Here is a 24,330-nt window from a genome sequence, read left to right as displayed (position 1 = left end):
GAGGGGGATGGGACCATCGGCCACTCCCGATTCCGCTTCTGCTTCCGCTCCGCCTCAGCCGGCGTGGCCCGTGCGGCGGCGCAGGAACCAGGCGCCGGCGCCGAGGGCGCTCGCCACGAACGCTCCGCCGATGGCGATCTGACCCGGGCTCATGGAATCGACGCTGCCGCCGAGACCGCCGCGGGCGGCGCCCGGGGTGATGTTCAGGGCGACGGTGACGCGCTCGCCGCCGGGGCCGCCGCATTCGAAGGTGACGGGATGCGAGCCGGCGCTGACGTTGCGGAAGGTGGTGGCCGCGCCGAAGAGGTTGGTGGCCTCCGCGTTGCCCGGGGTCAGCCATACGTCGCCGAAGGCGCGGGAGGAGGCCTTGCCGGTCTTCGTGCCGCAGCCGGTGATGTTGAGGCTGACCCGGCCGCCCGGGGCGACGTTGGTCGGGGAGACGTTGCCGGAGGGGCCGGCGTGGGCGAGCGTCGCGGGGGCGGCGGCCGAGATGACGAGGGCCGCGGCGGCGACGGCCAGCACGCGGGGGAGCGGGCGGTGCGAGCGGGGGCTGCGGGGGGTGGCGGGCATGGAGAGGACTCCTCGGGCTCCGGGAACAGCGCGGCGCGGCGCGGATTCGGGTGCGCACCGTGCCTTGGACGCTAGGAGCCCGGCGCGGACGCGGCGATCGCTGCCGGGTGAACGGGTGAGCCGCTGCTCCGCCCGGGGGAGTCCCGCACCCGCCCGGGGGGAGGCTGCGCCCGGGCCCGCTCGCTCAGGCGGCCGGGGCCGGGGCGGGGGTCCGGGTGGTGGGGCGGCGGACGACGAAGGCGGCCAGGGCGCCGGCGGCGAAGAGGGCGATCAGGGAGACCGCGGTGCCGAGCCAGGTGGTGCCGAGCCATTGGGTGCCGAAGTAGCCGAGGGCGATGCTGTACCCGGCCCAGGCGATGGCGGCCAGGACCGACCAGGGCAGGAACTCCCTGACCTTGCGCTGGGTCTTCCCCGCGCCGAGGGAGACCACCGAGCGGCCGGCGGGGGCGAAGCGGGCGACCACCACCAGCGCGCCGCCGCCGCGGGCGAGGGCGATCCCGAGGCGTTCCTGGGCGCGAGTGAGCCGGCGGGACCGGGCGATGGCCCGGTCGAGACGGGCCCCGCCGCGCCGGGCCAGCCGGTACGCGGCCATGTCGCCCAGCACCGAGGCGGTGACGGCCGTCACCAGCAGGGCCAGGATGTCGGGCACCTGGGCGTGCACGGGCGCCGGGCCCGTCGCCCCGGCGGCGGCCGCCGCGGCCGCTGCCGCGGTGATCACCAGTACCCCGCTCGGCAGCACCGGCAGGAACACGTCGAGCAGGATGGACAGCGCCACGAGGGCGTAGATCCATGGGCTCGAAGTCAGCGAGCCCAGAGTCTCAAGCAAAGCGGGACTCCCCAGTCCGGTTGACGTGCTTCGGCGTGAAGCGCCGCTACGTCGCGGGGGAGCGGCAGGGGCGGCTGACAGCGGAACAGCGTACGCCGGACGTCCACGGACCGGACGCCCGGGGGGTGGACGGGCCCCGCGGTGTGTCCCGCGCCTGCGTCGGCCGGATCCGAAAGGGACGGCCTAGTGCTGTGGCCGGAAAAGTTTGCCGTGCCGGGCGCCGCGACCCGGTGAACCTTTCCGGTCACAGCACTAGCCCGGCGGCGGTGTGAGGTCCCGGTCCAGGACCGTCACCAGGCGGGGTCCCTTGCGGGCCTGGTCCAGCCGGAGCCGCGCGGAGCGGCCCGACAGTGCGAGTGTCATGAGCTGGTTGCCGAACCAGGGGCCACCCGTACGCCGCCAGCTCAGTGGAGGCCGGCCCGTCCGGCCGTGCCGGGAGAAGCCCCGGCCCAGCCACCGGCCCACCCGTGACCAGCCGAGCCGGAAGCCCCACTTCACCGCGGTGTGGATGGAGTTGTGCACGGGCGAGCACGTCAGCTGGAACACCCGCGCCGTACTGGGTATTCGGGGCTTGGCCACGTACGCGTGATGCACATCCCCGGAGAGCACGCAGACCGTGGCCGGAGCCCGCGGACCCGTCCCCACTTCCTCCAGCAGGTCGCTGAGCGCCGCGAACGAGCCCGGGAATGCCGCCCAGTGCTCCAGATCGCTGCGCCGCCGCAGGTCCTCCCCGATCCGGGCCCACCGGGGTCCCCGCTCCCCGCGGCACAGCGCGGCGTTCCACACTTCCGCGTCGTGCACGAGCGGAGGCATCAGCCAGGGCAGCGAGGACCCTATGAGGAGGTGGTCGTAACCGCCGTGTCCGGCCAGGGCGTTGTCGCGCAGCCACTGCTGCTCCGCCGGGTCGAGCATGGCCCGGCCGTCCTCGTCCAGCACCCGGGCGGCCCGGGTGTCCACCATCAGCAGCCGGGACCGGCCGAAGTCGCGGCGGTAGCTCCAGCGGACCGTGGAGGGGTCGGCGTCCGCCGAGGCGGCGAAGGCCCGTAGCGCGTCGGTGCCGTCGGGGGTCCCGCGGACCGCCGCGTACAGGGGGTCGGCGGCCAGCTCGGCGGGGGAGAGGTTCCCCAGGTGCTGGTACACCCAGTACGACATCAGCCCGCTGAGCACCCGCTCCTGCCACCACGGGGTGGCGCGCATCTCCGCCAGCCACGCGGCGCTGGTGTTCCAGTCGTCGATGACGTCGTGGTCGTCGAATATGTGCAGGCTGGGGACGGTGGAGAGCAGCCAGCGGATCTCCGGGTCGAGCCAGGACTCGTAGTAGAGCCGGGTGTACTCCTCGAAGTCCGCGACCTGGGCGCCGGGCGCCTCGCGGAGGTCCCGGCGGGCCGCGAGCCACTGGCGGGTCGGCTTGGACAGCTGGTCCGCGTACACCTGGTCGCCGAGGAGGAGCAGCACGTCGGGCCGCTCCGACCGCGGATCCGCGGCCAGCTGCGCGGCGAGGGTGTCGAGCGCGTCGGGGCCGTGCGGTCCGCGCCGGCCGGCGGGTGGGGCGGCCTGGCGGCAGGAGCCGAAGGTGATGCGCAGAGCGGGCCCGCCGGAGGCGGCGGCGGAGCCCGGTCCGGCGGTGGACGGCGTCGTGATGGTGCTCGCGGGGAACGGGCTGTCGGGGAGCGGCCAGACGTGGACCCCGTCGAGCAGGACCTCGTACGCCGTGGTGGAGCCGGGGGTCAGGCCGGTGACGGTGACCAGGGCGTAGTGATGGCCCGCGACCTGGAAGGTACGGACGCTGCCGCCGGAGCCGTCGGCGCAGCGCACCTCGGCGGTGCAGGGGCGGTCCGCCTCGATCCATATCGTGGCGGAGCCGCCCGTGTCCCAGTCGACGTGGCGCAGCAGCGGTCCAAGACGCATTGCGGCCATGCAACTCCCCCTCCTCCGAAGACCCGTTGACCAGCCTTGTGGTCGTTCTCGTCGTCCCTGTGGTCACGGTACGACGGGGAGGGGGCGGTCCACCTCCCCCTGGTGGGGGAAAGATCCTTGGCCAGGGGTGGGGGCGGGGTGGTGCGTCAGCAGGCGTCGAGGATTCAGCAGGCGTTGAGGGTTCAGCAGGCGTTGAGGATGTTGACCAGGGCCGTCTTCTCCGTGGAGTCCATGCTCAGGCCCCAGTATTGCTTCACGTCGACCCACATGCGCGCGTACGTGCAGCGGTAGGCCGTGCGCGGGGGCAGCCACTTGCCGGGGTCGAGGTCGCCCTTGGCCTGGTTGACGTTGTCGGTGACCGCGATGAGCTGCGGGCGGGTGAGGTCGTTGGCGAACTGCTGGCGCTTGGCGGTGGTCCAGGAGTTGGCACCGGAGCGCCAGGCCTCGGCGAGCGGGACCACGTGGTCGATGTCGAGGTCCGAGGCGGCGGTCCAGGTGGCGCCGTCGTACTCGGAGTACCAGTTGCCGCTGACGGCCGCGCAGGCGGAGTCCTGGACGACGTTCGAGCCGTCGCGCTTGAGGACGGTCTCGCGGGTGTTGCAGGTGCCGGAGACGGTGCTCCAGTGGGGGAAGAGGTCGCGGCTGTATCCGGTGGTGGTGCCTTCGGTCTTCGGGGTGACCGTGGCCAGGTAGGAGAGGGCGGCCGTGGCGCTGATGGGGGTGGGAGGGGCGGCCGCGGCGGTGGGGGCGGTGAGGAGGGTGGTGAGGGAGACGGCCGTGATTATTGAGGCGAGCATGCCAAGTCGACGCGCGTAGACGGAGGGCGTGGAGAACATGAGGGGCTCCTGGGTGGGGGCGGGAACTCTGTGGGGCGTCGCCATGGTGGCGGCGCCGGGTTTCCTGGGGATGGGCGTCAGATGACAGTGTGAAGACATGGGCATGTCATGGCGAGGTCTTCAACCCGACTGGAAATAGCGGAAGTTGCCATTCCGGGTCGGTCGGCCTACCGGACGCCAGGCCCGCGGTCCGCCCGCCGCCCGGTCTGCCACCCGGCCCGCTGCCCGGTCTGCCCCCCGGCCCGCTGCCCGGCCGGACGGGGTCGACCGCGGTCCGGGGTGTGCCCAAAGTCCTATTTCGGGAGGCGGGGGGCGTCGCGTACTCTGGAGGAGCAGAAGGGGAGTAGCTCTTTGCCGGACCGTCGACATACTGCTGGGTCACACCAGCCGGCGCCCGGAGGCAGACCGGATACGCATGTGTGTCGGGTCGGCCAGCGAGACCTTCGGCCGCAGCGTCCTGCGCGTATGCACGCGTACGTACTTCAGGACGCCGCCGAGCCGAAGCGACCCCTGATTACTCCTGGTCTCTCGGTACCGATGGCGTCCTGCCCGACCGATTGAGGTTCCACCCCGTGTTCAGCTTCACCGTGATGGCGATCGCCTTCGGCGTCGTCTTTCTTGCCGAGCTCCCGGACAAGACGGCCCTCGCCGGCCTGATGCTCGGCACCCGTTACCGCGCCTCGTACGTCTTCGTCGGCGTCGCCGCCGCCTTCGCCGTGCACGTGGCCCTGGCCATCGCCGCCGGCAGCGTGCTCACCCTGCTCCCGCACCGGCTGGTGCAGGCCGTCGTGGGCGTGCTGTTCCTGGCGGGTGCGGCGATGCTGCTCCTGAAGAAGAGCGACGGGGAGGAAACGGTCAAGCCGCCGGCCGACCAGTCCTTCTGGAAGGTCTCGGGGGCCGGCTTCATGCTGATCCTGGTCGCCGAGTTCGGTGACCTGACGCAGATCATGACCGCGAACCTCGCCGCGCGGTACGACAACCCCGTCTCGGTCGGCCTCGGAGCGGTGCTCGCGCTGTGGGCCGTGGCCGGAATCGGGATCCTGGGCGGCCGGACGCTGATGAAGTACGTCCCGCTGAGCCTGATCACCAAGATCGCGGCCGGCGTCATGGCGGCGCTGGCGGTGTTCTCGCTCTACGAGGCGATCGCCGGGTAGCGAGGGGACCGGCCGGCCGGCAGTCCGCGGCGGTGACGCTGCGGATGCTGCCCGGCCCCGGCCCCGGCCCTGGCCCTGGCCCCGGCCCGGCGGCGGCCCCCGGCCCCGGCCCCGGCCCCGGCCCCGGCCCGGCCCTGGCCCCGGCCCGGCCCTGGCCCCCGGCGCCCGGCCCCGGCGCCCGGCCCCGGCGCCGATGGCCGGCCGCGTGCCTGCGCGCCTGCCTGCCGGGGGATGTCGGTGGTGTCTGGGACGCTGCGGGGATGGAGCTGACGTTGCAATTGACCATCGACTGCGCGGATCCCCAGGTGATGGTGGCCTTCTGGACCCAGGCGCTCGGGTACGAGCCGGAGCCGCCGCCGCAGGGCCATGCCACCTGGCGGGAGTACTGGCTGGGCATGGGGGTGCCCGAGGAGGAGTTGCCGGAGGGGGCGGCGGAGAACCCGGAGTCGATCGTCGATCCGCAGGGCCTGGGGCCGCGGGTGTGGTTCCAGCAGGTTCCGGAGCCGAAGTCGGGCAAGAACCGGATGCACCTGGACCTGAAGGTCGGTGGCGGGCGCGACGTGCCGGTGGCGATCCGGGCCCGTCGGGTGGACGAGATGGTGGGGCGGCTCACCGAGGCGGGCGCGACCGTACTGCGGATCATGGACGAGCGGGAGGGCTACTACGCCATCGTGATGCAGGACCCCGAGGGCAACGAGTTCTGCGTCGCCTGACCCGCGCGGTCCGCGTGCCCGCTCCGGGGACCCTCCACGGCTCGACCGGGACCGGGTACGCGGCCGAGCCCGCCTGATGTTCGCGCGGCCCTCGGCCCCGGGCGTCGTCGTCCCGTGACCGGGGGCTGTCTGCGGATCGGCTGCTCCGTGGCCGAGGCGGCCGCAATTCGGACTGCCCGCGGCTTGGCGGTGCGGTGGTCGAGGTGGCCTGTCGCCCGGCTGGCCTGTCGCCCGGCCGGCCCGTGGCCGGGCTGATCCGTGGCGAGGGCTGCGACACGGACGGCCTGTGGCTGCGGGGTTCGGTGGTGGGGGCGGCCCGCCACTCACCGTCCGGTGGCCGTGGCCGTCCCTTTCAGGCCGGTGATGGCTGGTGTCGTACGTCGCCGCGTCGCCGAGGCGTCCGGGTGCGTCCGGTGCGAGTCACGCCCGCCGCGCTGCCGTGCGCTGTGCTGCGCGCCGCGTCGCGACCGGCCGGGCGTTCGAGCTGCGGCACCGGCCGACCGGCGGGGTCCTGTCGCGGCGTTGGCCGGTCCCGGGGGCTACGCCGAGCGGAGGGTGAGGGTGATGTCGCCGTCGGGGGTGGTGGTGACTTCGACGGAGGTCAGGTCGGGGACGTGGGCGGTGGGGGCGTGGGCGGCGGCGCGGGGGCCCACGCCGATGACGCGCATGCCCGCTGCCCGGCCCGCGGCGATGCCGGCGGCCGAGTCCTCGAAGACGATGCAGTCGGCCGGGTCGACGCCGAGGGCGGCGGCGCCCATCAGGAAGCCCTCGGGGTGGGGCTTGCTGGCCTGGACGGACTCGGCGGTGATCCGGACCCGCGGCATCGGCAGGGCCGCCGCGGTCATCCGGGCCGTGGCCAGGGCCGCGTCGGCGGAGGTGACCAGGGCGTGCGGGAGGGCGCTGATGGCAGCCATGAACTCCGGAGCCCCGCCGACCGGGACCACGCCGTCGGTGTCGGCGGTCTCGCGGGCGAGCATCACCGTGTTCTCGGCGAAGTTCTCCTCCATCGGGCGGTCCGGGAGGAGGATCGCCATGGTGGCGTAGCCCTGGCGGCCGTGGACGACCTTGAGGGCCTCCCGCGGGTCCAGGCCGTGGGCGACGGCCCAGTCGTGCCAGCAGCGTTCGACCACCGCGTCGGAGTTGACGATGGTGCCGTCCATGTCCAGGAGCAGGGCCTTGGCGGTCAGGACGGCGTTGGCGGTGGTGGCCTGCACGGCGGGGGCTCCAGACGGGGCGGGAAAAGAGAACAAGTGGTTCCGTCCCCCGGTCAGGGGTTGAGGACGGAACCACTTTGTTCCTGAAGAATACAAAATGAAGCGGGGTCCGCGCCAGCCGAGGGGATGTGTTCTATCCCTCCCGGGCTCCTATCCCTCCAGGACGCGGCGCGTTTCCGGGCCGTAGACCCCGTACGGGTCGCCCTCGATGTCGTTCTCCCACTGGAAGGTCGAGACCGCCGACCGGGTCTGACCACCGAATTTGCCGTCGAACTTGCCCCGGTAGACCCCCTGGGCCGACAGCAGCCGCTGGAGCTTCTCCACTTCCGGGCCCGAGTCCCCGTACTGGAGCGTGACCGCCTGCGACGGCGGGGGAGGGCTGGAAGGGCGGCTCGGGGTGGGGGAAGGGGAGGCCGCCGGAGCCGACGAGCGGCTCTGGCTCGGCGTCGGGGAGGGGGAGGCGGAGCGCGAGGGGCTCGGGGACCGCGAGAGGGACGGGCTCGGCTTGGCGCTCGCCGAGCTCTGCACGGGGGCGGCCGACGGCAGGGCCGTCAGGGGCGCGGTGGGTTGCACGTCGAGGAGGACGGTATCGGCGTCGGGCTTGCCGGAACCCGAGAAGGCGGTCACGGCCAGGGCCGCGGTGGCGACGACCGCCACGGCCGCGGCGATCGGGAGGACGCGTATGCGGCGGCGCGCGCCGGCCTTCCCGGGCGGCGGCCCGGATGGCGGGACGGCGCGCAGCTGAACCGTTTCGTCGGGCCAGGGCACCACCGGAACCCCGTACGCCGGGGTGTGCGCCTCCGGCTCGGCAAGCGGCATCGGCCGCGTACGGGGCTGCTGCGGCGGGGCTGCGGCCTGGCCGGGGTCGGGCAGCGAGACGTAGGGGCGGATCCGCAAGGACTCGCATCGGCAGTCGTCTCTCACGGCGCCGCAATCTGGACAGCGCTCAGCGCTCACTGGTACCCCTCCCTGGCCACTGCCAGCGATTATGCAGACCCGCGGAGCCCCTCCCAACCCGCCCGACAGGCCATAACCGGACACACCGCTCAGGATGGAGTAGTCGATCAGCCCTGAGGAGGAGTCGATGGTTCAGGACGTGGCCACGGAGTCCGACCCGAGGAAGTCCGGTCCCGGCGCCGAACACGCATCGCGCGAGGTGCTCGTCTCCATCGGCGCACTGCTGCTGGGACTGCTGATCGCCGCACTCGACCAGACGATCGTCTCGACGGCCCTCCCGACGATCGTCAGCGATCTCGGCGGGATGGCTCACCTCTCGTGGGTCGTCACCGCCTACATGCTCGCCTCGACCGCCGCCACCCCGCTCTGGGGCAAGCTCGGGGACCAGTACGGGCGCAAGAAGCTCTTCCAGTACGCCATCGTGCTGTTCCTGATCGGGTCCGCCCTGTGCGGGCTCGCTCAGAACATGCCGCAGCTCATCGGGTTCCGCGCGCTGCAGGGCCTGGGCGGCGGCGGGCTGATGGTGCTGTCGATGGCGATCGTCGGAGACATCGTCCCGCCGCGCGAGCGCGGCAAGTACCAGGGCCTGTTCGGCGCGGTCTTCGGAGCGACCAGCGTGCTCGGCCCGCTGCTGGGCGGGCTGTTCGTGGACCACCTGTCGTGGCGCTGGGTCTTCTACATCAACCTCCCCATCGGTCTCGTCGCGCTCCTCGTCATCGCCGCGAGCCTGCACATCCCGGTGCGCTCCGAGAAGCACACCATCGACTACCTCGGCACCTTCCTCATCGCCTCCGTCGCCACCTGCCTCGTGCTCGTGGCCTCGCTGGGCGGGACCTGGGGCTGGAGCTCCCCCGAGATCATCGGACTGGCCGTACTGGGCGTCGTGCTGCTGATCGCCTTCGTCCTCGTCGAGCAGCGGGCCGTGGAGCCCGTGCTCCCCCTCAAGCTCTTCCGGATCCGCACCTTCACCCTCTGCTCACTGATCAGCTTCGTCGTGGGCTTCGCGATGTTCGGCGCGATGGTCTACCTGCCGACCTTCCTCCAGGTCGTCCAGGGCGTCTCGCCGACCATGTCGGGCGTCCACATGCTGCCGATGGTGCTCGGCATGCTGATCACCTCCACCGGCTCCGGCCAGATCGTCAGCCGCACCGGACGCTGGAAGGTCTTCCCGATCGCGGGCACGGCCCTGACCGCCGTCGGGCTGCTGCTCCTGCACCAGTTGGAGCGCACCAGCTCCACCTGGGAGATGAGCGTCTACTTCTTCGTCTTCGGCGCCGGCCTCGGACTGGTCATGCAGGTGCTCGTGCTGGTGGTGCAGAACTCGGTCAGCTACGCCGACCTCGGAGTCGCCACCTCCGGTGCCACCTTCTTCCGCTCCATCGGCGCCTCCTTCGGCGTCGCCATCTTCGGCACGATCTTCACCAACCGGCTCGACGACAAACTCTCCTCCGCGCTGGCCGGGCTCCCGCTGCCGCCCGGGGTGGACGCCTCGCGGCTGGAGGCCGACCCGCGGGCCATCGCGGCCCTTCCCGCCGCCCTGCGGCCGAGGGTGCTGGACGCCTACTCCACCTCCATCACCGACGTCTTCCTCTACGCCGCACCCGTGGTGCTGGTGGCCTTCGTCGTGGCCTGGTTCCTCAAGGAGGACAAGCTGCGCGGCTCGGTGACGGCGCCCGATGTCACCGAGACCCTCGCCTCGAACCCGGTCCACCGCTCCTCCCGCGACGAGGTCGCCCGCGCCCTGTCGGTGCTCGGGACCCTCCAGGGCCGCAAGCACGTCTACGAGAAGATCACCGAGAAGGCCGGCTACGACCTGCTGCCCGCGTCCAGCTGGCTGCTGCTGCGGATCAACAAGTACGGCTCCGCCGAGCCCGCCATGCTCGCCGAGCGGACCATCGTGCCGTTGAAGGCCATCACGGACGCGGCCCGCCAGGTCGAGGAGCGCGGGCTCGCCGTGCGCGAGGGGCTGCCGCTGGTCCTGACGGAGAAGGGCCGGGAGAGCGCGCTGAAGCTGTCGGCGGCCCGCGAGGACTCCCTCGCCGAACTGCTCGGCGACTGGTGGGGCCCGGACCGCCCGACCGACCTGTCGAAGCTGGTCGCCGAGATCAACGCGGAGCTCTGCGGATCCGACGCCGAGGAGCCGTACGAGACCCTGCCGCGCCGGGACCACTCCGCCACGCCCTGACCCCGCCGGACCCGGCCCGACCCCGCCCGACCTCGGCAGCACCGGCCGGCTCAGACCAGGCGCTTCTCGAACCAGTGCTCCGCGTAGGGGCCCGAGTTGTACGCGGGTATCTCCGCGTACCCGTGACGCGCGTACAAGGCACGGGCCTCCACCAGGTCCGACCTGGTGTCCAGCCGGACGCGCTCGGCGCCCAGCTCGCGGGCGGCCTCCTCCAGTGCCCCCAGCAGGGCCGCGCCGCCGCCGGTGCCGCGGGCGCGCGGGTCCACGTACACCCGGGTGAGCTCGGCCGTGGCGGGGTCCAGCAGGCGTATGCCGCCGCAGGCCAGGGGCCGGCCGTCGAGCCTGCCGACCACGAACTGCCCCGTCGGGGCGCTCAGCCCCTCGTCCGGGAAGTCCAGGAGCCCCTGGTCGATCTCGGCCTCGGTGACGGCCCGGTCCCAGTACCGGCCCGCGACCTCCGCGTAGTACGCGCGGCGCAGCACGGTGGCGTCGGGGGTGGTGAATGCCTCGGGGACGACCTGCCAGGTGCCCGCCGTGTCCGTCGTAGTGATTCTCGTGTCGCTGGTCATGGCGTCATTGTGGAGCGGGCGGCACCGGGTCCGCGTTGGAATATCCACAGGCACGGGCCGATGATAGGAAAAAGGACAAACCGTGCGCATGAAGGGCGTGAACCTCATGTCGGAGCATCCTGACTGTGTCCTGGTCCGCCGCGCCTACGAGGCCTTCGGCCAGCGCGACATGGACAAACTGAGCACGATGATGACGGCCGACGTCATCCAGCACATGCCCGGCAGCAGTCCCATCTCAGGGCACCACAAGGGGCGGGAGGCCGTCTTCGACCTCTACCGCCGGCTCTTCGAGGAGTCGAACGGGACGCTCCAGGTCCATCTGGACAAATTGCTCGCGGACGGCCGCGGCCACGTCATGAGTTTCCACACATCGCGCGCGGACCGCGGCGACCGCGGGCTCGAGATCCACGAGGGGATCTTCTTCACCCTCGTCGCCGGGAAGATCAGCGACCTGGACGTCTGCATCGAGGACATCGACGAGAGCGACGCCTTCTGGAGCTGACGGGATTCTGGAGCTGACGGGAGTGACCTGACGCCAGCCGACGTGAGAATCGGATGAAAGTGCAAGGGCCCGGAGCTGATGCTCCGGGCCCCGCGTCGTTCACGCCTGCTTCGGCGCCGCCTGCTGCACGACCTCGAAGGACCACACCGAGGACCCCGTGGAAGCAGGCTTCGGGCGCTCGCCGCCGCCCGCGCCGCCCGCGCCGCCACCCTGGTGGGCCGCCTTCATCGGGCCCTCCATCCACGCCTGGAAGTCTTCCTCGGAGCGCCAGCGCGTGTACACCAGGTACTGGTCGGTGCCCTCGACGGGCCGCAGCAGCTCGAACCACTCGAACCCGTCGGACCCCTCCACCGCACCCGCCCGGGAGGCAAACCGCTGCTCCAGGACTTCTCGCTGTTCGGCCGGGACGGTCAGTGCGTTGATCTTCACGATGCTCATGCGCGCCATCCTAGGTATCGCGCGGGGGATATCGTCGTCCGGGTAAATGAAGGACGCGGTATCAAACGCGGTATCAAACGCGGCAGCCAGGCAAAGTCAGGGTTGCGGTCAACAGGGCGGGAGGCCGGCGAGGCGTGGCTAACGCGGCGGAGCACAGCGGTGCGAACGGACATGCCGGGGTCATAGGCGGTAGCGGCGGCAGGCTTGGGGCGGCACGCCTCATGCTGTGGGCGCTGGCAGGGCTGCTCGCCGTCAGGCAGGCCGCCGTGGTGCTGCGCGTGCCACCGGGCGAGTGGCTCAGCGACTTCCACCTCCCCGGCACCCCGGGCAGCCTGCCGGGCCTGCTCTACGAGAACGGCCAGTTCACCGGGACCCCCTTCGCGGGGCTGGTCCTCAAGCCGCTCCTCGGCTTCGCCACGCCCTCCCTGGAGGTGGCCTGGACCTGCGTGACCCTGCTGTTCGTCGCCGCCATCGGGCTCGTCGCCGCGCGCGGCCTGCCCGATCCCGTGCCCCGGCGCACCGCGCTGCTGGCCGCGCCCGTGCTGGTCGCGCTGATGATGGTCTCGCTGCCCGTCCGCGAAGCCGCCTCGCCCGGCCAGACCGCCGTGCTGCCCGTCCTGCTGGTGCTGCTGGCGGTGTTCCGGGTTCCGGCCGACCGCCCGTCCGGGTTCCTGATCGGCCTCGCCGCCGCCCTCCAGCCCGCGCTGCTGCTCTTCGCCCCGCTGCTGTGGCTGACCGGGCGCAAGCCGACCGCGCGCGCCGCCGTCCTGACCTTCGCCGGAGCCACCGCACTGTCCTGGGCGGCGCTGCCGCGCGACTCGTGGACGTACTGGGTCCAGCACCTGGCGGGCACCGGCCTCGGCGGCGCCCCCGACAGCCTCGCCAACCAGTCCGTGCACGGCGCGCTGCTGCGCCTGGGCCTGTCCGGCCCCGGCGAGATCCTGCTCTACGTCGCCCTCGCGGCCGCCATCGCCTGGTTCGGTCTGCGCCGCGCCGCCCGCTACGCCCGCGACGGACAGCTGCTGCTCGCCGTCGCCATCACCGGCTGCGTGGCCGTCGCCGTATCCCCGACCGGCTGGCGCCACCAGCTGCTCTGGGTGCTGCTCGCGGTCGCCGGCAAGGTCGGCAAGCGGGCCGCGGACCGGCCCGTGTGGCCGGTCGCGGTGGTCCTCGCCATGACCCTGCCGAGCGACGTGCTGCTGCCCAACCTGGCCGCGCTGGCCCCCGTACGGGACAACGTGCTGCTGCTCGCGGCCGTCGCCGCGGCCTGCGCCGTGCCGTTCCTGCCGCGCTCGTCCCCGTACTGGCGCGAGCCCGTACCGACGGCCTACGGGCGGCCCGCCCCCGCACGGTGGGCGCGGATCCCGCTGCTGCCGTTCTGGCGGCGCGTGCTGTCGCGTCCGAATCTGTTGCTGGAACTGCTCCTGATACGGGTCGGGTACTCGCTGTACTCGCACATCCGGGCCGCCGCACCCACCAGTCGCAGCCTCGCCGAGGGCAACGGGAGCCAGATCCACGGCATCGAGAAGGCGCTCGGCATCGACATCGAGCACGCGGTGAACCACGCCGTCGCGAAGACGCCCTGGCTGGAGGCGTTCTTCAACTTCTACTACACCTCCTTCCACTTCGTGGTCCCGCTGACGATCCTGGCCGTCCTGTACTGGCGCCGCCCCAAGGACTACCGCTGGGCGCGGGCCTCCCTGGGCCTCGCCACCGTGCTCGCCCTCATAGGTTTCTGGCTGTACCCGCTCGCGCCGCCGCGCCTGATGCCCGACCTGGGCTTCATCGACACGGTGCACGGGGTGCAGGACCTGGCGAACCCGAGCTACGGGGCCATGACCGCGATCTCCAACCAGTACGCGGCGATGCCCTCGCTGCACTTCGGCTGGTCCCTGTGGTGCGGGGTCGTGATCGTGACGCTCGCGCCGAAGGGCTGGCAGAAGCTGCTGGGGGCGCTGCACCCGACGATCACCGTGTGCGCGATCGTCGCCACCGCCAACCACTGGGTGCTCGACGCGGTCGGCGGCGCGGTCGTCGTCGGCGCCGGTTTCGGACTCGTCTACGTGCTCTCGGGTCCCCGCGGCGATGCCGTGCCGGCCGGGGTGTCCGTGCCGCGGCCGCGGGTGCCGGAGCGGGTCGGCGCGGGGGAGCGTACGAGCGCCTGAGGCGGCGTTCTGCGGCGACGACGAAGGGGTGCCGGGGCGGTGTAGCATCCCGCCCCGGCACCCCTTCGCGCTGGATCGCCGCGTTCTGCCATCGTCCGCCCGGGGGGCTGCTCCCGCCACTCGGGGCGGGGGCCGGCCCTGCGGGGCTTGTCCCCTACCCGCCCTTCGCCCGTTCCCCGGGGCTGCGCCCCGGACCCCCTGGATGAGTTTCGGGCGCGGGTCCGTTGTGGCTGGGCGCGCGGTTCCCCGCGCCCCCGGTCAGTTGCCCGGGAGGTTGGCCACCACCAGGGCTATCGCCGCCGTCGCCGTATCCGTTTCGCCGAGCGTGGTGGTCTGGCGGGGTCCGCGTACGCGGAAGCGGCCGTCGGGGAGGGGCTCGACGGCGGGCGCGGTCACGGCGAAGGGGTGGCCCTCGGAGGCGCTGAACCACAGGGTGAAGTGGCTGGTGTACGGGTACAGCCGGCGCAGCTCCGGTTCGGCGCGGGCGGCCTCGATGAGCGCCAGGACGCCCTGGCTCATGACGCCCTGGCTCAGGGGCTCGGACCCGTTCTCCTCGGCCATCCGCCGCCAGGTGGTGGGCAGCCGCTGCCAGCGTCTGGCGCTGGGGTCCTCAAGGTTCATCCGGGCAGTCTGGGGGCCGGGTCGCCGTCAAGGCAATGATCTCGAAGGCGGCGAGAAGGTAACGACCGCCGGGTAACAACCGAGGGACGGCAGGGGCCGGGCGTGGGAGGTGGGGCCCCTGCCGTCCTGGATCACGGGTCAGCCGTGGCTGACCCGCAGCTCCTTGATGCCGTTCAGCCAGGCCGCGCGCAGCCGGCGCGGGCCGTCGCCGACGAGGCGCAGGTCGGGCAGGGCGTCGGCCAGGGCGTTGAACATCAGGTCGATCTCCATGATGGCCAGCGACTTGCCGAGGCAGAAGTGCGGACCGCCGCCGCCGAAGCCCAGGTGCGGGTTCGGGTCGCGGGTGATGTCGAAGCGCTCGGGGTCGGCGAAGACCTCGGGGTCGTGGTTGGCGGAGGAGTAGAACATGCCGACGCGGTCGCCGGCCTTGATCTTCTGGCCGCCCAGTTCGGTGTCCTGGGTGGCGGTGCGCTGGAAGGACACCACGGGGGTGGCCCAGCGAACGATCTCCTCGGCGGTCGTCGAGGGGCGGGTCGCCTTGTACAGCTCCCACTGGTCGGGGTGGGTCAGGAAGGCGTGCATGCCGTGGCTGATGGCGTTGCGGGTGGTCTCGTTGCCCGCCACCGCCAGGAGGAGGACGAAGAAGCCGAACTCGTCGGAGCCCAGGTTGCCCTGGCCCTCGGCGGCGACCAGTTGCGTGACGATGTCCTGGGCCGGGCACTCCTTGCGTTCCGCGGACAGGTTCATCGAGTAGCCGATGAGCTCCATGGCCGCGTTGCCGCCGACCTCCGCGGTGATCGCGTACTCCGGGTCGTCGTAGGCGATCATCTTGTTCGACCAGTCGAAGATCCGCGAGCGGTCCTCCTGCGGTACGCCGATCAGCTCGGCGATGGCTTGGAGGGGGAGTTCGCAGGCCACCTGCGTGACGAAGTCGAAGCTGCCGTCGGCCGAGGCCGCCAGCGCCTCGGCGACGATCTTCCGGGCGCGGTCGCGCAGGGCCGCCTCCAGTCCGCGGATGGCCCGCGGGGTGAAGCCCCGCTGCACGATCTGGCGTACGCGGGTGTGTTCCGGGGGATCCATGTTCAGCATGATCAGACGCTGGGCATCTATCGCCTCGCGCTGGATGTGCTCGTTGAAGCGGATGATCGCCGTGTTCGTCGTGGAGGAGAACAACTCCGGGTGCGTGGAGACGTACTTGACGTCCGCGTGCCGGGTGACGGCCCAGTACCCCTCGTCGTCGAATCCGGTGATGCCCCGCTCCTGCGGGCACCACCAGACGGGTGCGGTCTCCCGCAGCTGTGCGAACTCGGGGTAGGGAACCCGGTCTTGGAGCAGGTCCGGGTCGGTGGCGTCGAAGCCTTCGGGCAGCGCGGGGCAGGGCATCGGGCGACTCCAAAGTCTGACGGCCCATCAGAAGTTGGCTTGAAGGTAGTAACGAGTTCTAGAAGTGACAAGGGTCCCCGCACCAACTGTTGCGTGTGGAATCCGTGTAAGCCACGTGCAAGACCCTTGCGTACCGGGTGTTCTGGTCATAAGACTGCGGGGAGAACTAGAACGCGTACTAGTTCGGGCGGGGCGCCGGGACGGCCCGTCCGTCAGCTGAGGCGCGCTAGCCGAGCGCGCTGTGCGCTACGCAGGAGCAGGAGAGGACGAGCTCATGGCCGCGGAACCCGTCATCGTCGAAGCCGTACGCACCCCCATCGGCAAGCGCGGGGGCGCACTCGCCAACCTTCACCCCGCCTACCTTCTCGGCGAGACCTACCGCGAGCTCCTCGCCCGCACCGGGATCCAGCCCGACTGCGTCGAGCAGATCGTCGGCGGCACCGTCACCCACGCCGGCGAGCAGTCGATGAACCCCGCCCGCAACGCCTGGCTGGCCATGGGCCTCCCCTACGAGACCGCCGCGACCACCGTGGACTGTCAGTGCGGCAGCTCCCAGCAGGCCAACCACATGGTCGCCAACATGATCTCCGGCGGCGTCATGGACATCGGGATCGCCTGCGGGGTCGAGGCCATGAGCCGCGTCCCGCTCGGCTCCGGATCCAAGCACGGCCCCGGCAAGCCCTTCCCGGACGAGTGGAACGTCGACCTCCCGAACCAGTTCGAGGCCGCCGAACGCATCGCCCGCAACCGGGGCCTGACCCGCGAGGACGTGGACAAACTGGGGGTCCTGTCCCAGCAGCGGGCCGCCGACGCATGGGCCGAGGAGCGCTTCAAGCGCGAGACCTTCGCCGTACAGGTCCCGACCACCGAGGCCGAGCAGGCCGCCGGTCAGGGCATGTGGCGGCTGGTCGACCGGGACGAAGGGCTGCGCGACACCTCCATGGAGGCGCTGGCCCGGCTCAAGCCGGTCATGCCGACCGCCGTGCACACCGCCGGGAACTCCTCGCAGATCTCCGACGGCGCCTGCGCCGTGATGTGGGCCTCGCGCAAGATGGCCCGCGCGCTCAAACTGCGCCCGCGCGCCCGGATCGTCGCCCAGACGCTGGTCGGCTCCGACCCGCACTACCACCTGGACGGGCCGATCGACGCGACGCGGGCGGTGCTCGGCAAGGCCGGCATGTCGCTGAAGGACATCGACCTCGTCGAGATCAACGAGGCCTTCGCCTCCGTCGTCCTCAGCTGGGCCCAGGTCTTCGACCAGGACCTGGAGAAGGTCAACGTCAACGGCGGCGGCATCGCCCTGGGCCACCCCGTCGGCGCCACCGGCGCCCGGCTGATCACCACCGCGCTGCACGAGCTGGAGCGGCGCGACAAGGAATTCGCCCTGATCACCATGTGCGCGGGCGGCGCACTGGCGACGGGCACCATCATCCAGCGCCTGTAGTACGCCGGCGCCGGACTCGGACCCTGTGGGATGGGATGACAGAAGGCCCCGGTGGCCGGACCTGGGGAGGTCGGCCGCCGGGGCCTTCGCATGCGTGCTGCTGCGTCTGCCGCATGGTGCTGCTGCGTCTGGTGCCGCTGGTGGCTTAGTACCAGTGGTGGTTCTGCCAGAAGCTCCAGGCGCCGACGGGGCTGCCGTAGCGGGAGTTCATGTAGTCCAGGCCCCACTTGATCTGGGTGGCCGGGTTGGTCTTCCAGTCCGAGCCCGCCGAGGCCATCTTCGAGGCCGGCAGGGCCTGGACCAGGCCGTACGCGCCGGAAGAGGAGTTCGTGGCGGTGTGGTCCCAGCCGCTCTCGCGGGAAACGATGTTGTTGAACGCAGCGAACTGGGCCGGGTCCTTGATCATCTGCTGGGCGATCGCCTTGGCGCTCATCGGGGCGGCCTGCGCGGGAACCGCGGCCAGCATGGAACCGGCGACGCCCAGGGCGAGGACGGTACCCGCGAGGGTCTTCTTCGAAGCGGCGATGCGGCGGATGACGGCGTTGGACACGGATTGACCTTCCGAAGGGGACAGGGACGGTCGCAGGCATGCCGAAGACATGCGTGAGCCACTCACGCGAAGGAGAGGGGTTCGTCGGGGGGAGCGAGAGACCGGGGGTGAACCCGGGGGGATCTCCGTCCGCCCTGCGACTCATCCAGTTCTACGGGGGTTCCCGGGCCCTGGCAACGACCCCTCTTACTAGTGGTCCTCGCAGCCGGGGCGCAACGACCCCCCTCCGACCGGGCAGGCATCAGGGCAGGTGAGAGCCGGTATGAAGGGGTGCGTAGGGGACGTTTAAGGACTACTATCCCGGCTCGTATGTGACCTAGGTCCTGTGGGGCGGGTCACCGCCCCAGGCCCCGGATCTCACCCAGCGTGCCCGCCCGTACCCCTTTCGGGGGAAGGTTCACGGTCGGATCCGGCCCCCGCATCGAAGGCCACGGGTGCGTCGAAGGCCGCTTTCCGCGTGGCCCGCCGCAACGCCTTCAGCAGGGTCGTGCCGAGCGTGAGGGTCAGTACGACCGTCAGCGCGGCCCGGCCCAGGTCCCAGCCCACCGAGGTCGCCAGGCAGTACGCGAGGAAGCGCGCCAGATTCGCGGCCACCGGCTCACCGGGGTGGAAGGAGATGCCCTGGCCCATGCCTTGCAGGATCACCCAGCCCTGCAGGTTCATGACCGTGCCGTACGCGAAGGAGCCGAGGAACCCGTACGCCGCGAGCAGCGCCAGCTCGGCCCGCCCCCGGATCCGCTCCGGGCCCGGCAGCAGCCCCGCGCCCAGCGAGAACCAGCCCATCGCCAGCATCTGGAACGGCATCCACGGCCCGACCCCGCCCGTGAGCAGGGCCGACGCGAACATCGTCACCGCCCCCAGGACGAAGCCGAAGCCGGGCCCGAGGACGCGGCCGCTCAGCACCATCAGGAAGAACATCGGCTCCAGACCGGCCGTACCCGCACCCAGGGGACGCAGCGCGGCCCCCACCGCGGCCAGTACGCCGAGCATGGCGACGGCCTTGGCGTCCATCCCGTCGTCCGCGATGGTCGCGACGACCACCCCGACGAGGAGCGGGAGCAGGGCGGCGAAGAGCCAGGGGGCGTCCTGGGAGTGCGCGAGGCCCGACTGCGCATCGGCGAGCAGGGGCCAGCCGAAGGCGGCGACGCCGATGAGGGTGACGAGGACCAGTGCGGCGGCGGCACGGGGGCCGATGCGGACGGGGCGGGTGCGGGTCATGGCTTGCCCCCGTCCTGGGCCGGGGGCTGCGCTCCGAGGGCGGCGGCCACCTGGGACACCGTGAGCCAGTGGCCCGGGGCCAGGATCTTGGCCACCTGCGGCGCGAAGGCGGGGGAGGAGACGACCACCTCGGCGGTCGGCCCGTCCGCGACCACCTCGCCACCGGCCAGGATCACCACCCGGTGGGCCAGCTCGGCGGCGAGCTCCACGTCGTGCGTGGCCAGAACGATCGCGTGGCCGTCGGCCGCCAGGCCGCGCAGGATCTCCACCAGACGGGCCTTGGCCGCGTAGTCCAGACCACGGGTCGGCTCGTCGAGCAGGAGCAGCGCCGGGCGGCCGGTCAGGACGAGCGCGAGCGCGAGGGCCAGGCGCTGGCCCTCTGAGAGATCGCGCGGGTGGGTGTCGTCCGGGACATCGGGCAGCAACGCGGTGACGAGGTCCCGGCAGGTACCCGTCGGCCGGCCGGCGTCGTGGTCGGCGGCGGCGCACTCGGCGGCGACGGTATCGGCGTAGAGCAGGTCACGGGGCTCCTGCGGCACCAGGCCGACGCGGGTCACCATCTCGCGGGGAGGGGTGCGGTGGGGGGTGCGGCCGCTGACGGTCACCTGGCCGGTGGTGGGTTCCAGCGTGCCGACGAGGGTGGCGAGGAGGGTGGACTTGCCGGCGCCGTTGCGGCCCATCAGGGCGACGATCTCGCCTTGCGCTACCGCGAGGTCGATGTTGCGGAGGACCTCTGCGCGGCCGCGGCGGAGGGAGAGGCCCTTGACCGTGGCCGGGCCTTGCCCCGGGGGCGGGGCCGGGGCCTGGGTCTCGGGCGTAGGCGTCGTCCGGCCGCGCCGGAGCAGGCGAGCGAGCATGCGGGGGCCGGAGCCGGAGCCGGGGCCCTGCGGGCGGCCGTCCCCTACCCACCCTTCCACCGTTCCCCGGGGCTCCGCCCCGGACCCCTGTCGGGGCTCCGCCCCGGACCCCTGGCCGGGCTGCGCCGAGGGCAGATCCAGCCCCGCCGGCGTTTGAGGCGCGGGTCCGGGCAGAGCCCGGGAAGCGGCGCCGCGGGCCGGGGTGGACGGTGCCTCGTCCGGCCCGGGCAGGTGGGACAGGCGGGACCGGAGCGGAGCGGCTCGGCGGCGGGCGTCGCGGATGGAGAGGGGGAGGGGGGACCAGTCGGCGAGGCGGCCCAGGGCCACCACCGGGGGGTGGACCGGGGAGACGGCCATGATCGAGGAAGGGGAGCCGAGGACGGGTGCGGCGCCCGGCGCGGGGATGAGTAGGACCTGGTCGGCGTACTGGACCACCCGCTCCAGGCGGTGCTCCGCCATCAGGACGGTCGTGCCCAGGTCGTGGACCAGTCGCTGGAGGACCGCCAGGACCTCCTCCGCGGCCGCCGGGTCCAGCGCGGACGTCGGCTCGTCCAGGACGAGCACCCGCGGGTGCGGGGTCAGGACCGAGCCGATGGCGACGCGCTGCTGCTGGCCCCCGGACAGGGTGGCGATGGGGCGGTCGCGCAGCTCGCCGAGGCCGAGGAGGTCCAGGGTCTCCTCGACGCGGCGGCGCATGACGGAGGGGGGAAGGCCCAGGGACTCCATGCCGTAGGCGAGCTCGTCCTCGACCACGTCCGTCACGAAGTGGGAGAGGGGGTCCTGGCCGACCGTGCCGACGACGTCCGCCAGCTCGCGCGGCTTGTGCGTACGGGTGTCACGGCCCGCGACGGTGACCCGGCCCTGGAGCCGGCCCCCGGTGAAGTGCGGGACCAGGCCGGAGACCGCCCCGAGGAGGGTGGATTTGCCGACGCCCGAGGGGCCGACGAGGAGCGTCAGTTCGCCCTCGGGGATGACGAAGTCCGCGTCGCGGAGGGAGGGGGTCGGCGCGCCCTCGTATGTCACCGACACCTGGTCGAAACGGATCACGGCGACGCCTCCTTCGGCGGTACGGGTGCCACGAAGGCGGGAAGCAGGCCGATCAGGATCACCGCGGCGGGCCAGAGCGGGAGGGCCGGGGCGACCAGGGGGATCACGCCGGGGCGCAGCCCCTCCGGGTCCAGGGACGCGGCCCGGATCAGCAGCGCCGCGACCGCCGCGCCCGACCCGGCGACGAGCCAGGACCGCAGGCCCCACCGGTCGGGCCGGTACCGGGTCCGGATCGAGCGGCGGCCGCCGAGCCGCAGCCCGGCGAGGGCCAGGGCGAGGCCGATGAGGAGGATCGGCAGGCCGTACACGGCGCCCTCCGCCGCGAGCAGCCCGTACGTACCGGCGCACATGCCGAGCAGTCCGCCGAGGGTCAGGACGTTGGTGGTGTGCCGGACGGCGGCCGGGACCCGTGCGGTGCGGCCGTAGCCGCGCGCGTCCATCGAGGCGGCGAGGGCGACGGAACGCTCCAGCGCGCCCTCCAGCACCGGCAGGCCGATCTGCAGGATGGCCCGAACCCCGCCCGTGGGCCGCCCGCGCAGGCGGCGGGCGGTGCGGAGCCGGACCACGTCCGCGACCATGTTCGGCGCGAAGGTCATCGCGACGACCACGGCGACGCCGACCTCGTACAGGGCGGCGGGCAGGGACTTCAGCAGCCGGGCCGGATTGGCGAGGGCGTTGGCGGCGCCGACGCAGATCAGGAGCGTGGCCAGCTTCGCGCCGTCGTAGAAGGCGAAGACCAGCTGCTCGGCGGTGACCCGGCCGCCGAACCGGATGCCCTGCGCCCATGCGGGCAACGGGACCTCCGGGAGGGTGAACAGGGTGTGCGAGCCGGGGATGGGGGAGCCCAGGAGCATGGAGAAGAGGAGGCGCAGGCCGATGACGAAGAGGCCGAGCTTGACGAAGGCGCCGTAGGAACGGGCCCAGGGGGCGTCCGTACGGCGCGCGGCGACCACGTAACCGGCGACGCCGACGACGAGGCCGAGCAGCAGGGGATTGGTGGTGCGCGAGGCGGCGGTGGCGAGCCCGAGCGCCCAGATCCACCAGGCCCCCGCGTGCAGGGCATTGCTCCGACTGGCCTCGGGAGGCGTGATCCTTTTGTACGTCGGCACCCGCCGGGCCCCCTTCGCCGCCCGGTTCGCGGCGGGGCGGGCCGGGGTCAGGCCGCCGGGTGCGGCGCCGTGCGTGGTGCCGTTCGTACGGCGGGAGGCCCCCGCGGGCGGCCGGACGGTGTCGCCGTCCGCCCCGCCGGCGCGGGAGCCCGCGTCGGCGGGGTCCGGGGTCACCGCGTGCGGCGGCGGCGCGATTGCCACAGAGCGGCCGCGGCCAGGGCGGCCACCGCCGCGATGCCCGCGAGGAGGCCCGCCGACGGGCCGCCGACGCTCTTGCCGGTGGCCGTGTCGGCTGGGGCTTCCGCGACCGGCTCGCCGCAGCCCTGCTTCGGGTACCCCGAGACGGAGCACAGCAGCGCCGCGCTGTTGTAGCGCAGCGGCTTCGCCACCTCCGCCAGGGCCTCGGCCGCCGTGGCGTCCGGGGCGAGCTGCGCGCACGCCGTGCGCGGGGCGTCCTGCGGCGGGGTGTCGCCCGTCGGGGCGTCCGCCGGGGTGCCGAAGTCGATGACCACGGCGATCCGCTTCTTGCCGTCCACCGCCGGGGTGCCCGCGCAGACCGCCGCGAAGTCGGGGCCGGTGCGCGGCGCGGGGGCCTGGGCGGCGGCGTCCTTGCTGACCACGAAGTGGAAGCCCTGTACGGAGCCGTCCGCCGGACGCGCCGAGGAGGGGCCCTGGGTGGCGTACTTCCACTGGCCGCCCGTGCCGTCCCAGAAGGACCAGTAGCGGTAGGTGGAGGCGAGGGCGGGGGACGCGGCCAGGAGCGTGAGGACCAGGCCGAGCCCGAGGAGCACCGGCGTCAGGCGAAGGCGCATCAGAGCTGGTTCTTCTTCCGGCGGCCGCTCAGCACGATGCCGATGCCCATGCCGGCGGCGGCGCCCGCGCCGATCATCCACCAGACGTTCTTGTTGCCGGAGTCCTCGGAGGTCTTCTTGCCGGAGTCGCTCTCCATGGAGCCGGTGGCCTTGGCGGGCTCCGGGCCCGTCGCGTTCAGCGCCGCCACCAGGTCCGTGGACCCGAAGGCCTTCGGGTCGGTGCCGGTCGCGTGCGCGGCCAGGATCAGGGTGCCGAGGCCGGCCGGGTTGCCCTTGGCCCACTCGGCGGAGTTGGCCTTCAGCCACTCCAGCGCGCCCGCCGCCGACTGCTTGTGCCCGGCCGCGGCCAGGGAGATCACCGCGTCGGCGGTGTTGCCGACGTCCGCGGTCGGCTGGTCGGAGCCCGGGGTGACGGCGGTGAGGTGGCCGTCCTTCTTCAGGGCCTCGGCCAGGTATCCGGCCGCGCCCTGGGCGGCGGCCGCCGGGTCGCCGGCGGTCGCCGGGCAGGTCAGGGGGGCCGCCGGGGTGTCGGTGGCGGCGGGGGCGACGGCGGCGCCCGTGCCGAGGCCGGCCAGGACCGCGGCGGCCGTCGCGTCGGCGTTGGCGGGCAGCTTGCCGTCGGCCGGCTGGTACCCGAAGGCACCCCGGTCGCCGGCCGGCTCGGCGGAGCAGCCCAGCTGGAAGGCGAGGAGGCCCTCGTACGCGGACTTGCCCGCCTTCGACTTGACCTCGGCCGGCTTCTCGCCCGCCGCGGCCAGGGCGCTGATCACCACGGAGGTGGAGCTGGCCTCGCTCGGGGAGCCGGGGACGTAGGCCCAGCCGCCGTCCTCGTTCTGGACGGACTTCAGCCAGTCCACGCTCTTCTTCACCACCGCGTCACGGCCGCCGAGCGCCTTCAGCGCCTGGACGGCCACCGCGGTGGCGTTCGTGTCGAGCATCGTCTTCGCGTCGCACGCGGCCGTCGCGTCCTCGCGGTAGGAGGCGAAGCCGCCGTCGGCGCACTGCTGGCCGACGAGCCAGTCCACGGCCTGCGGGGCGGGCTTGATGCCGGCCGTGTGCTGGCCGAGGAGCGCGAACGACTGCCGCCACACACCGTCGTAGGTCGGGTCGCCCTTGCCGAAGAGTCCGGAAGGGATGACCGGCGCCGGGGTGGGCACGGGCGCGGCGAGGGCCGCCGGGGCGGCACCCACGCAGAGCACGGCGGAGGCGGCGAGCGTTGCGGCGCTGCGGCGGACGTTCATGT

At 72.8% G+C, this 24,330-nt stretch carries 22 protein-coding genes; 6 read left to right on the top strand and 16 right to left on the bottom strand.

The annotated features are described in order from the left end of the window. Nucleotides 1-54 precede the first annotated feature (54 nt). The 4 genes from OG490_RS11720 to OG490_RS11705 form a co-directional block, all read right to left on the bottom strand. The gene (locus tag OG490_RS11720; RefSeq protein WP_330296227.1) at nucleotides 55-570 is read right to left on the bottom strand and encodes a hypothetical protein; all 516 of its coding nucleotides are present in this window, start codon (nucleotides 568-570) and stop codon (nucleotides 55-57) included. 184 nt (nucleotides 571-754) lie between these two features. After that, complete coding sequence (locus tag OG490_RS11715; RefSeq protein WP_330296226.1) at nucleotides 755-1,396, bottom strand: DedA family protein; 642 nt, start codon at nucleotides 1,394-1,396, stop codon at nucleotides 755-757. Nucleotides 1,397-1,648: 252 nt separating this feature from the next. Beyond that, nucleotides 1,649-3,313, bottom strand: coding sequence for an alkaline phosphatase D family protein (locus OG490_RS11710; protein ID WP_330296225.1), 1,665 nt, complete (start codon nucleotides 3,311-3,313; stop codon nucleotides 1,649-1,651). 182 nt (nucleotides 3,314-3,495) lie between these two features. Beyond that, complete coding sequence (locus OG490_RS11705) at nucleotides 3,496-4,149, bottom strand: HNH endonuclease family protein (RefSeq protein ID WP_330296224.1); 654 nt, start codon at nucleotides 4,147-4,149, stop codon at nucleotides 3,496-3,498. A gap of 572 nt (nucleotides 4,150-4,721) precedes the next feature. Between OG490_RS11705 and OG490_RS11700 the strand changes: the two genes are divergently transcribed. Together OG490_RS11700 and OG490_RS11695 are read left to right on the top strand one after the other, a co-directional pair. Then, nucleotides 4,722-5,303, top strand: coding sequence for a TMEM165/GDT1 family protein (locus tag OG490_RS11700; RefSeq protein ID WP_330296223.1), 582 nt, complete (start codon nucleotides 4,722-4,724; stop codon nucleotides 5,301-5,303). Nucleotides 5,304-5,563: 260 nt separating this feature from the next. Then, on the top strand, nucleotides 5,564-6,016 hold the full coding sequence (locus OG490_RS11695; RefSeq protein ID WP_330296222.1) for a VOC family protein: 453 nt from the start codon (nucleotides 5,564-5,566) through the stop codon (nucleotides 6,014-6,016). A 539-nt stretch (nucleotides 6,017-6,555) separates the two neighbouring features. Here OG490_RS11695 and OG490_RS11690 read toward each other — a convergent pair. Together OG490_RS11690 and OG490_RS11685 are read right to left on the bottom strand one after the other, a co-directional pair. After that, nucleotides 6,556-7,176, bottom strand: coding sequence for an HAD-IA family hydrolase (locus tag OG490_RS11690; protein WP_443065948.1), 621 nt, complete (start codon nucleotides 7,174-7,176; stop codon nucleotides 6,556-6,558). Nucleotides 7,177-7,380: 204 nt separating this feature from the next. Beyond that, nucleotides 7,381-8,127 carry a peptidoglycan-binding domain-containing protein gene (locus OG490_RS11685; protein ID WP_330296220.1) on the bottom strand — a complete coding sequence of 249 codons (747 nt, stop codon included), beginning with the start codon at nucleotides 8,125-8,127 and terminating at the stop codon, nucleotides 7,381-7,383. A 187-nt stretch (nucleotides 8,128-8,314) separates the two neighbouring features. Between OG490_RS11685 and OG490_RS11680 the strand changes: the two genes are divergently transcribed. Beyond that, the gene (locus OG490_RS11680; RefSeq protein ID WP_330296219.1) at nucleotides 8,315-10,372 is read left to right on the top strand and encodes an MDR family MFS transporter; all 2,058 of its coding nucleotides are present in this window, start codon (nucleotides 8,315-8,317) and stop codon (nucleotides 10,370-10,372) included. A gap of 50 nt (nucleotides 10,373-10,422) precedes the next feature. Here the strand turns inward: OG490_RS11680 and OG490_RS11675 are convergent, their stop codons facing one another. Beyond that, entirely contained in the window at nucleotides 10,423-10,941 is a 519-nt protein-coding gene (locus OG490_RS11675) for a GNAT family N-acetyltransferase (protein WP_330296218.1), read from the bottom strand. 106 nt (nucleotides 10,942-11,047) lie between these two features. Here OG490_RS11675 and OG490_RS11670 point away from each other — a divergent pair, with 106 nt between their 5' ends. Next, nucleotides 11,048-11,443 (top strand): nuclear transport factor 2 family protein, encoded by a 396-nt coding sequence (locus OG490_RS11670; RefSeq protein ID WP_330296217.1) that lies wholly within the window; start codon nucleotides 11,048-11,050, stop codon nucleotides 11,441-11,443. A gap of 99 nt (nucleotides 11,444-11,542) precedes the next feature. On the opposite strand, the gene OG490_RS11665 is transcribed toward OG490_RS11670, so the two are convergent. Beyond that, entirely contained in the window at nucleotides 11,543-11,881 is a 339-nt protein-coding gene (locus OG490_RS11665) for an antibiotic biosynthesis monooxygenase family protein (protein WP_330296216.1), read from the bottom strand. Between the two features lie 221 nt (nucleotides 11,882-12,102). Here OG490_RS11665 and OG490_RS11660 point away from each other — a divergent pair, with 221 nt between their 5' ends. Continuing rightward, a complete protein-coding gene (locus OG490_RS11660; protein ID WP_330296215.1) occupies nucleotides 12,103-14,046 on the top strand; it encodes a bifunctional glycosyltransferase 87/phosphatase PAP2 family protein in 1,944 nt (647 codons plus the stop codon). Nucleotides 14,047-14,304: 258 nt separating this feature from the next. Here OG490_RS11660 and OG490_RS11655 read toward each other — a convergent pair whose 3' ends face one another. Both OG490_RS11655 and OG490_RS11650 read right to left on the bottom strand, forming a co-directional pair. Then, the gene (locus OG490_RS11655; protein WP_330296214.1) at nucleotides 14,305-14,667 is read right to left on the bottom strand and encodes a DUF6193 family natural product biosynthesis protein; all 363 of its coding nucleotides are present in this window, start codon (nucleotides 14,665-14,667) and stop codon (nucleotides 14,305-14,307) included. A gap of 138 nt (nucleotides 14,668-14,805) precedes the next feature. Beyond that, entirely contained in the window at nucleotides 14,806-16,050 is a 1,245-nt protein-coding gene (locus tag OG490_RS11650; protein WP_330296213.1) for a cytochrome P450, read from the bottom strand. A 274-nt stretch (nucleotides 16,051-16,324) separates the two neighbouring features. Here OG490_RS11650 and OG490_RS11645 point away from each other — a divergent pair, with 274 nt between their 5' ends. Then, nucleotides 16,325-17,494, top strand: coding sequence for a steroid 3-ketoacyl-CoA thiolase (locus tag OG490_RS11645; RefSeq protein ID WP_330296212.1), 1,170 nt, complete (start codon nucleotides 16,325-16,327; stop codon nucleotides 17,492-17,494). Between the two features lie 145 nt (nucleotides 17,495-17,639). Here OG490_RS11645 and OG490_RS11640 read toward each other — a convergent pair whose 3' ends face one another. From OG490_RS11640 to OG490_RS11615, 6 genes are all read right to left on the bottom strand, one after another. Beyond that, nucleotides 17,640-18,095, bottom strand: a complete 456-nt coding sequence (locus OG490_RS11640) for a transglycosylase SLT domain-containing protein (protein ID WP_330294266.1) — start codon at nucleotides 18,093-18,095, stop codon at nucleotides 17,640-17,642. 306 nt (nucleotides 18,096-18,401) lie between these two features. Next, nucleotides 18,402-19,262 carry an ECF transporter S component gene (locus OG490_RS11635; protein ID WP_330296211.1) on the bottom strand — a complete coding sequence of 287 codons (861 nt, stop codon included), beginning with the start codon at nucleotides 19,260-19,262 and terminating at the stop codon, nucleotides 18,402-18,404. Beyond that, a complete protein-coding gene (locus OG490_RS11630) occupies nucleotides 19,259-21,166 on the bottom strand; it encodes an ABC transporter ATP-binding protein (RefSeq protein WP_330296210.1) in 1,908 nt (635 codons plus the stop codon). Before OG490_RS11630 ends, OG490_RS11635 begins: the two co-directional genes overlap by 4 nt. Continuing rightward, a complete protein-coding gene (locus OG490_RS11625; RefSeq protein WP_330300888.1) occupies nucleotides 21,163-22,275 on the bottom strand; it encodes an energy-coupling factor transporter transmembrane component T in 1,113 nt (370 codons plus the stop codon). Before OG490_RS11625 ends, OG490_RS11630 begins: the two co-directional genes overlap by 4 nt. 170 nt (nucleotides 22,276-22,445) lie before the next feature. Beyond that, on the bottom strand, nucleotides 22,446-23,087 hold the full coding sequence (locus OG490_RS11620; protein WP_330296209.1) for an SCO2322 family protein: 642 nt from the start codon (nucleotides 23,085-23,087) through the stop codon (nucleotides 22,446-22,448). Continuing rightward, nucleotides 23,087-24,328: a prenyltransferase/squalene oxidase repeat-containing protein gene (locus OG490_RS11615; protein WP_330296208.1), complete on the bottom strand. Its 1,242-nt coding sequence runs from the start codon at nucleotides 24,326-24,328 to the stop codon at nucleotides 23,087-23,089. Before OG490_RS11615 ends, OG490_RS11620 begins: the two co-directional genes overlap by 1 nt. Nucleotides 24,329-24,330 lie beyond the last annotated feature (2 nt).

The organism is Streptomyces sp. NBC_00503 (genome assembly GCF_036346895.1).
Taxonomy (GTDB): domain Bacteria; phylum Actinomycetota; class Actinomycetes; order Streptomycetales; family Streptomycetaceae; genus Streptomyces.
Note: the sequence above shows the minus strand (reverse complement) of the source record. Positions and strands in the feature narration are given on the sequence as shown.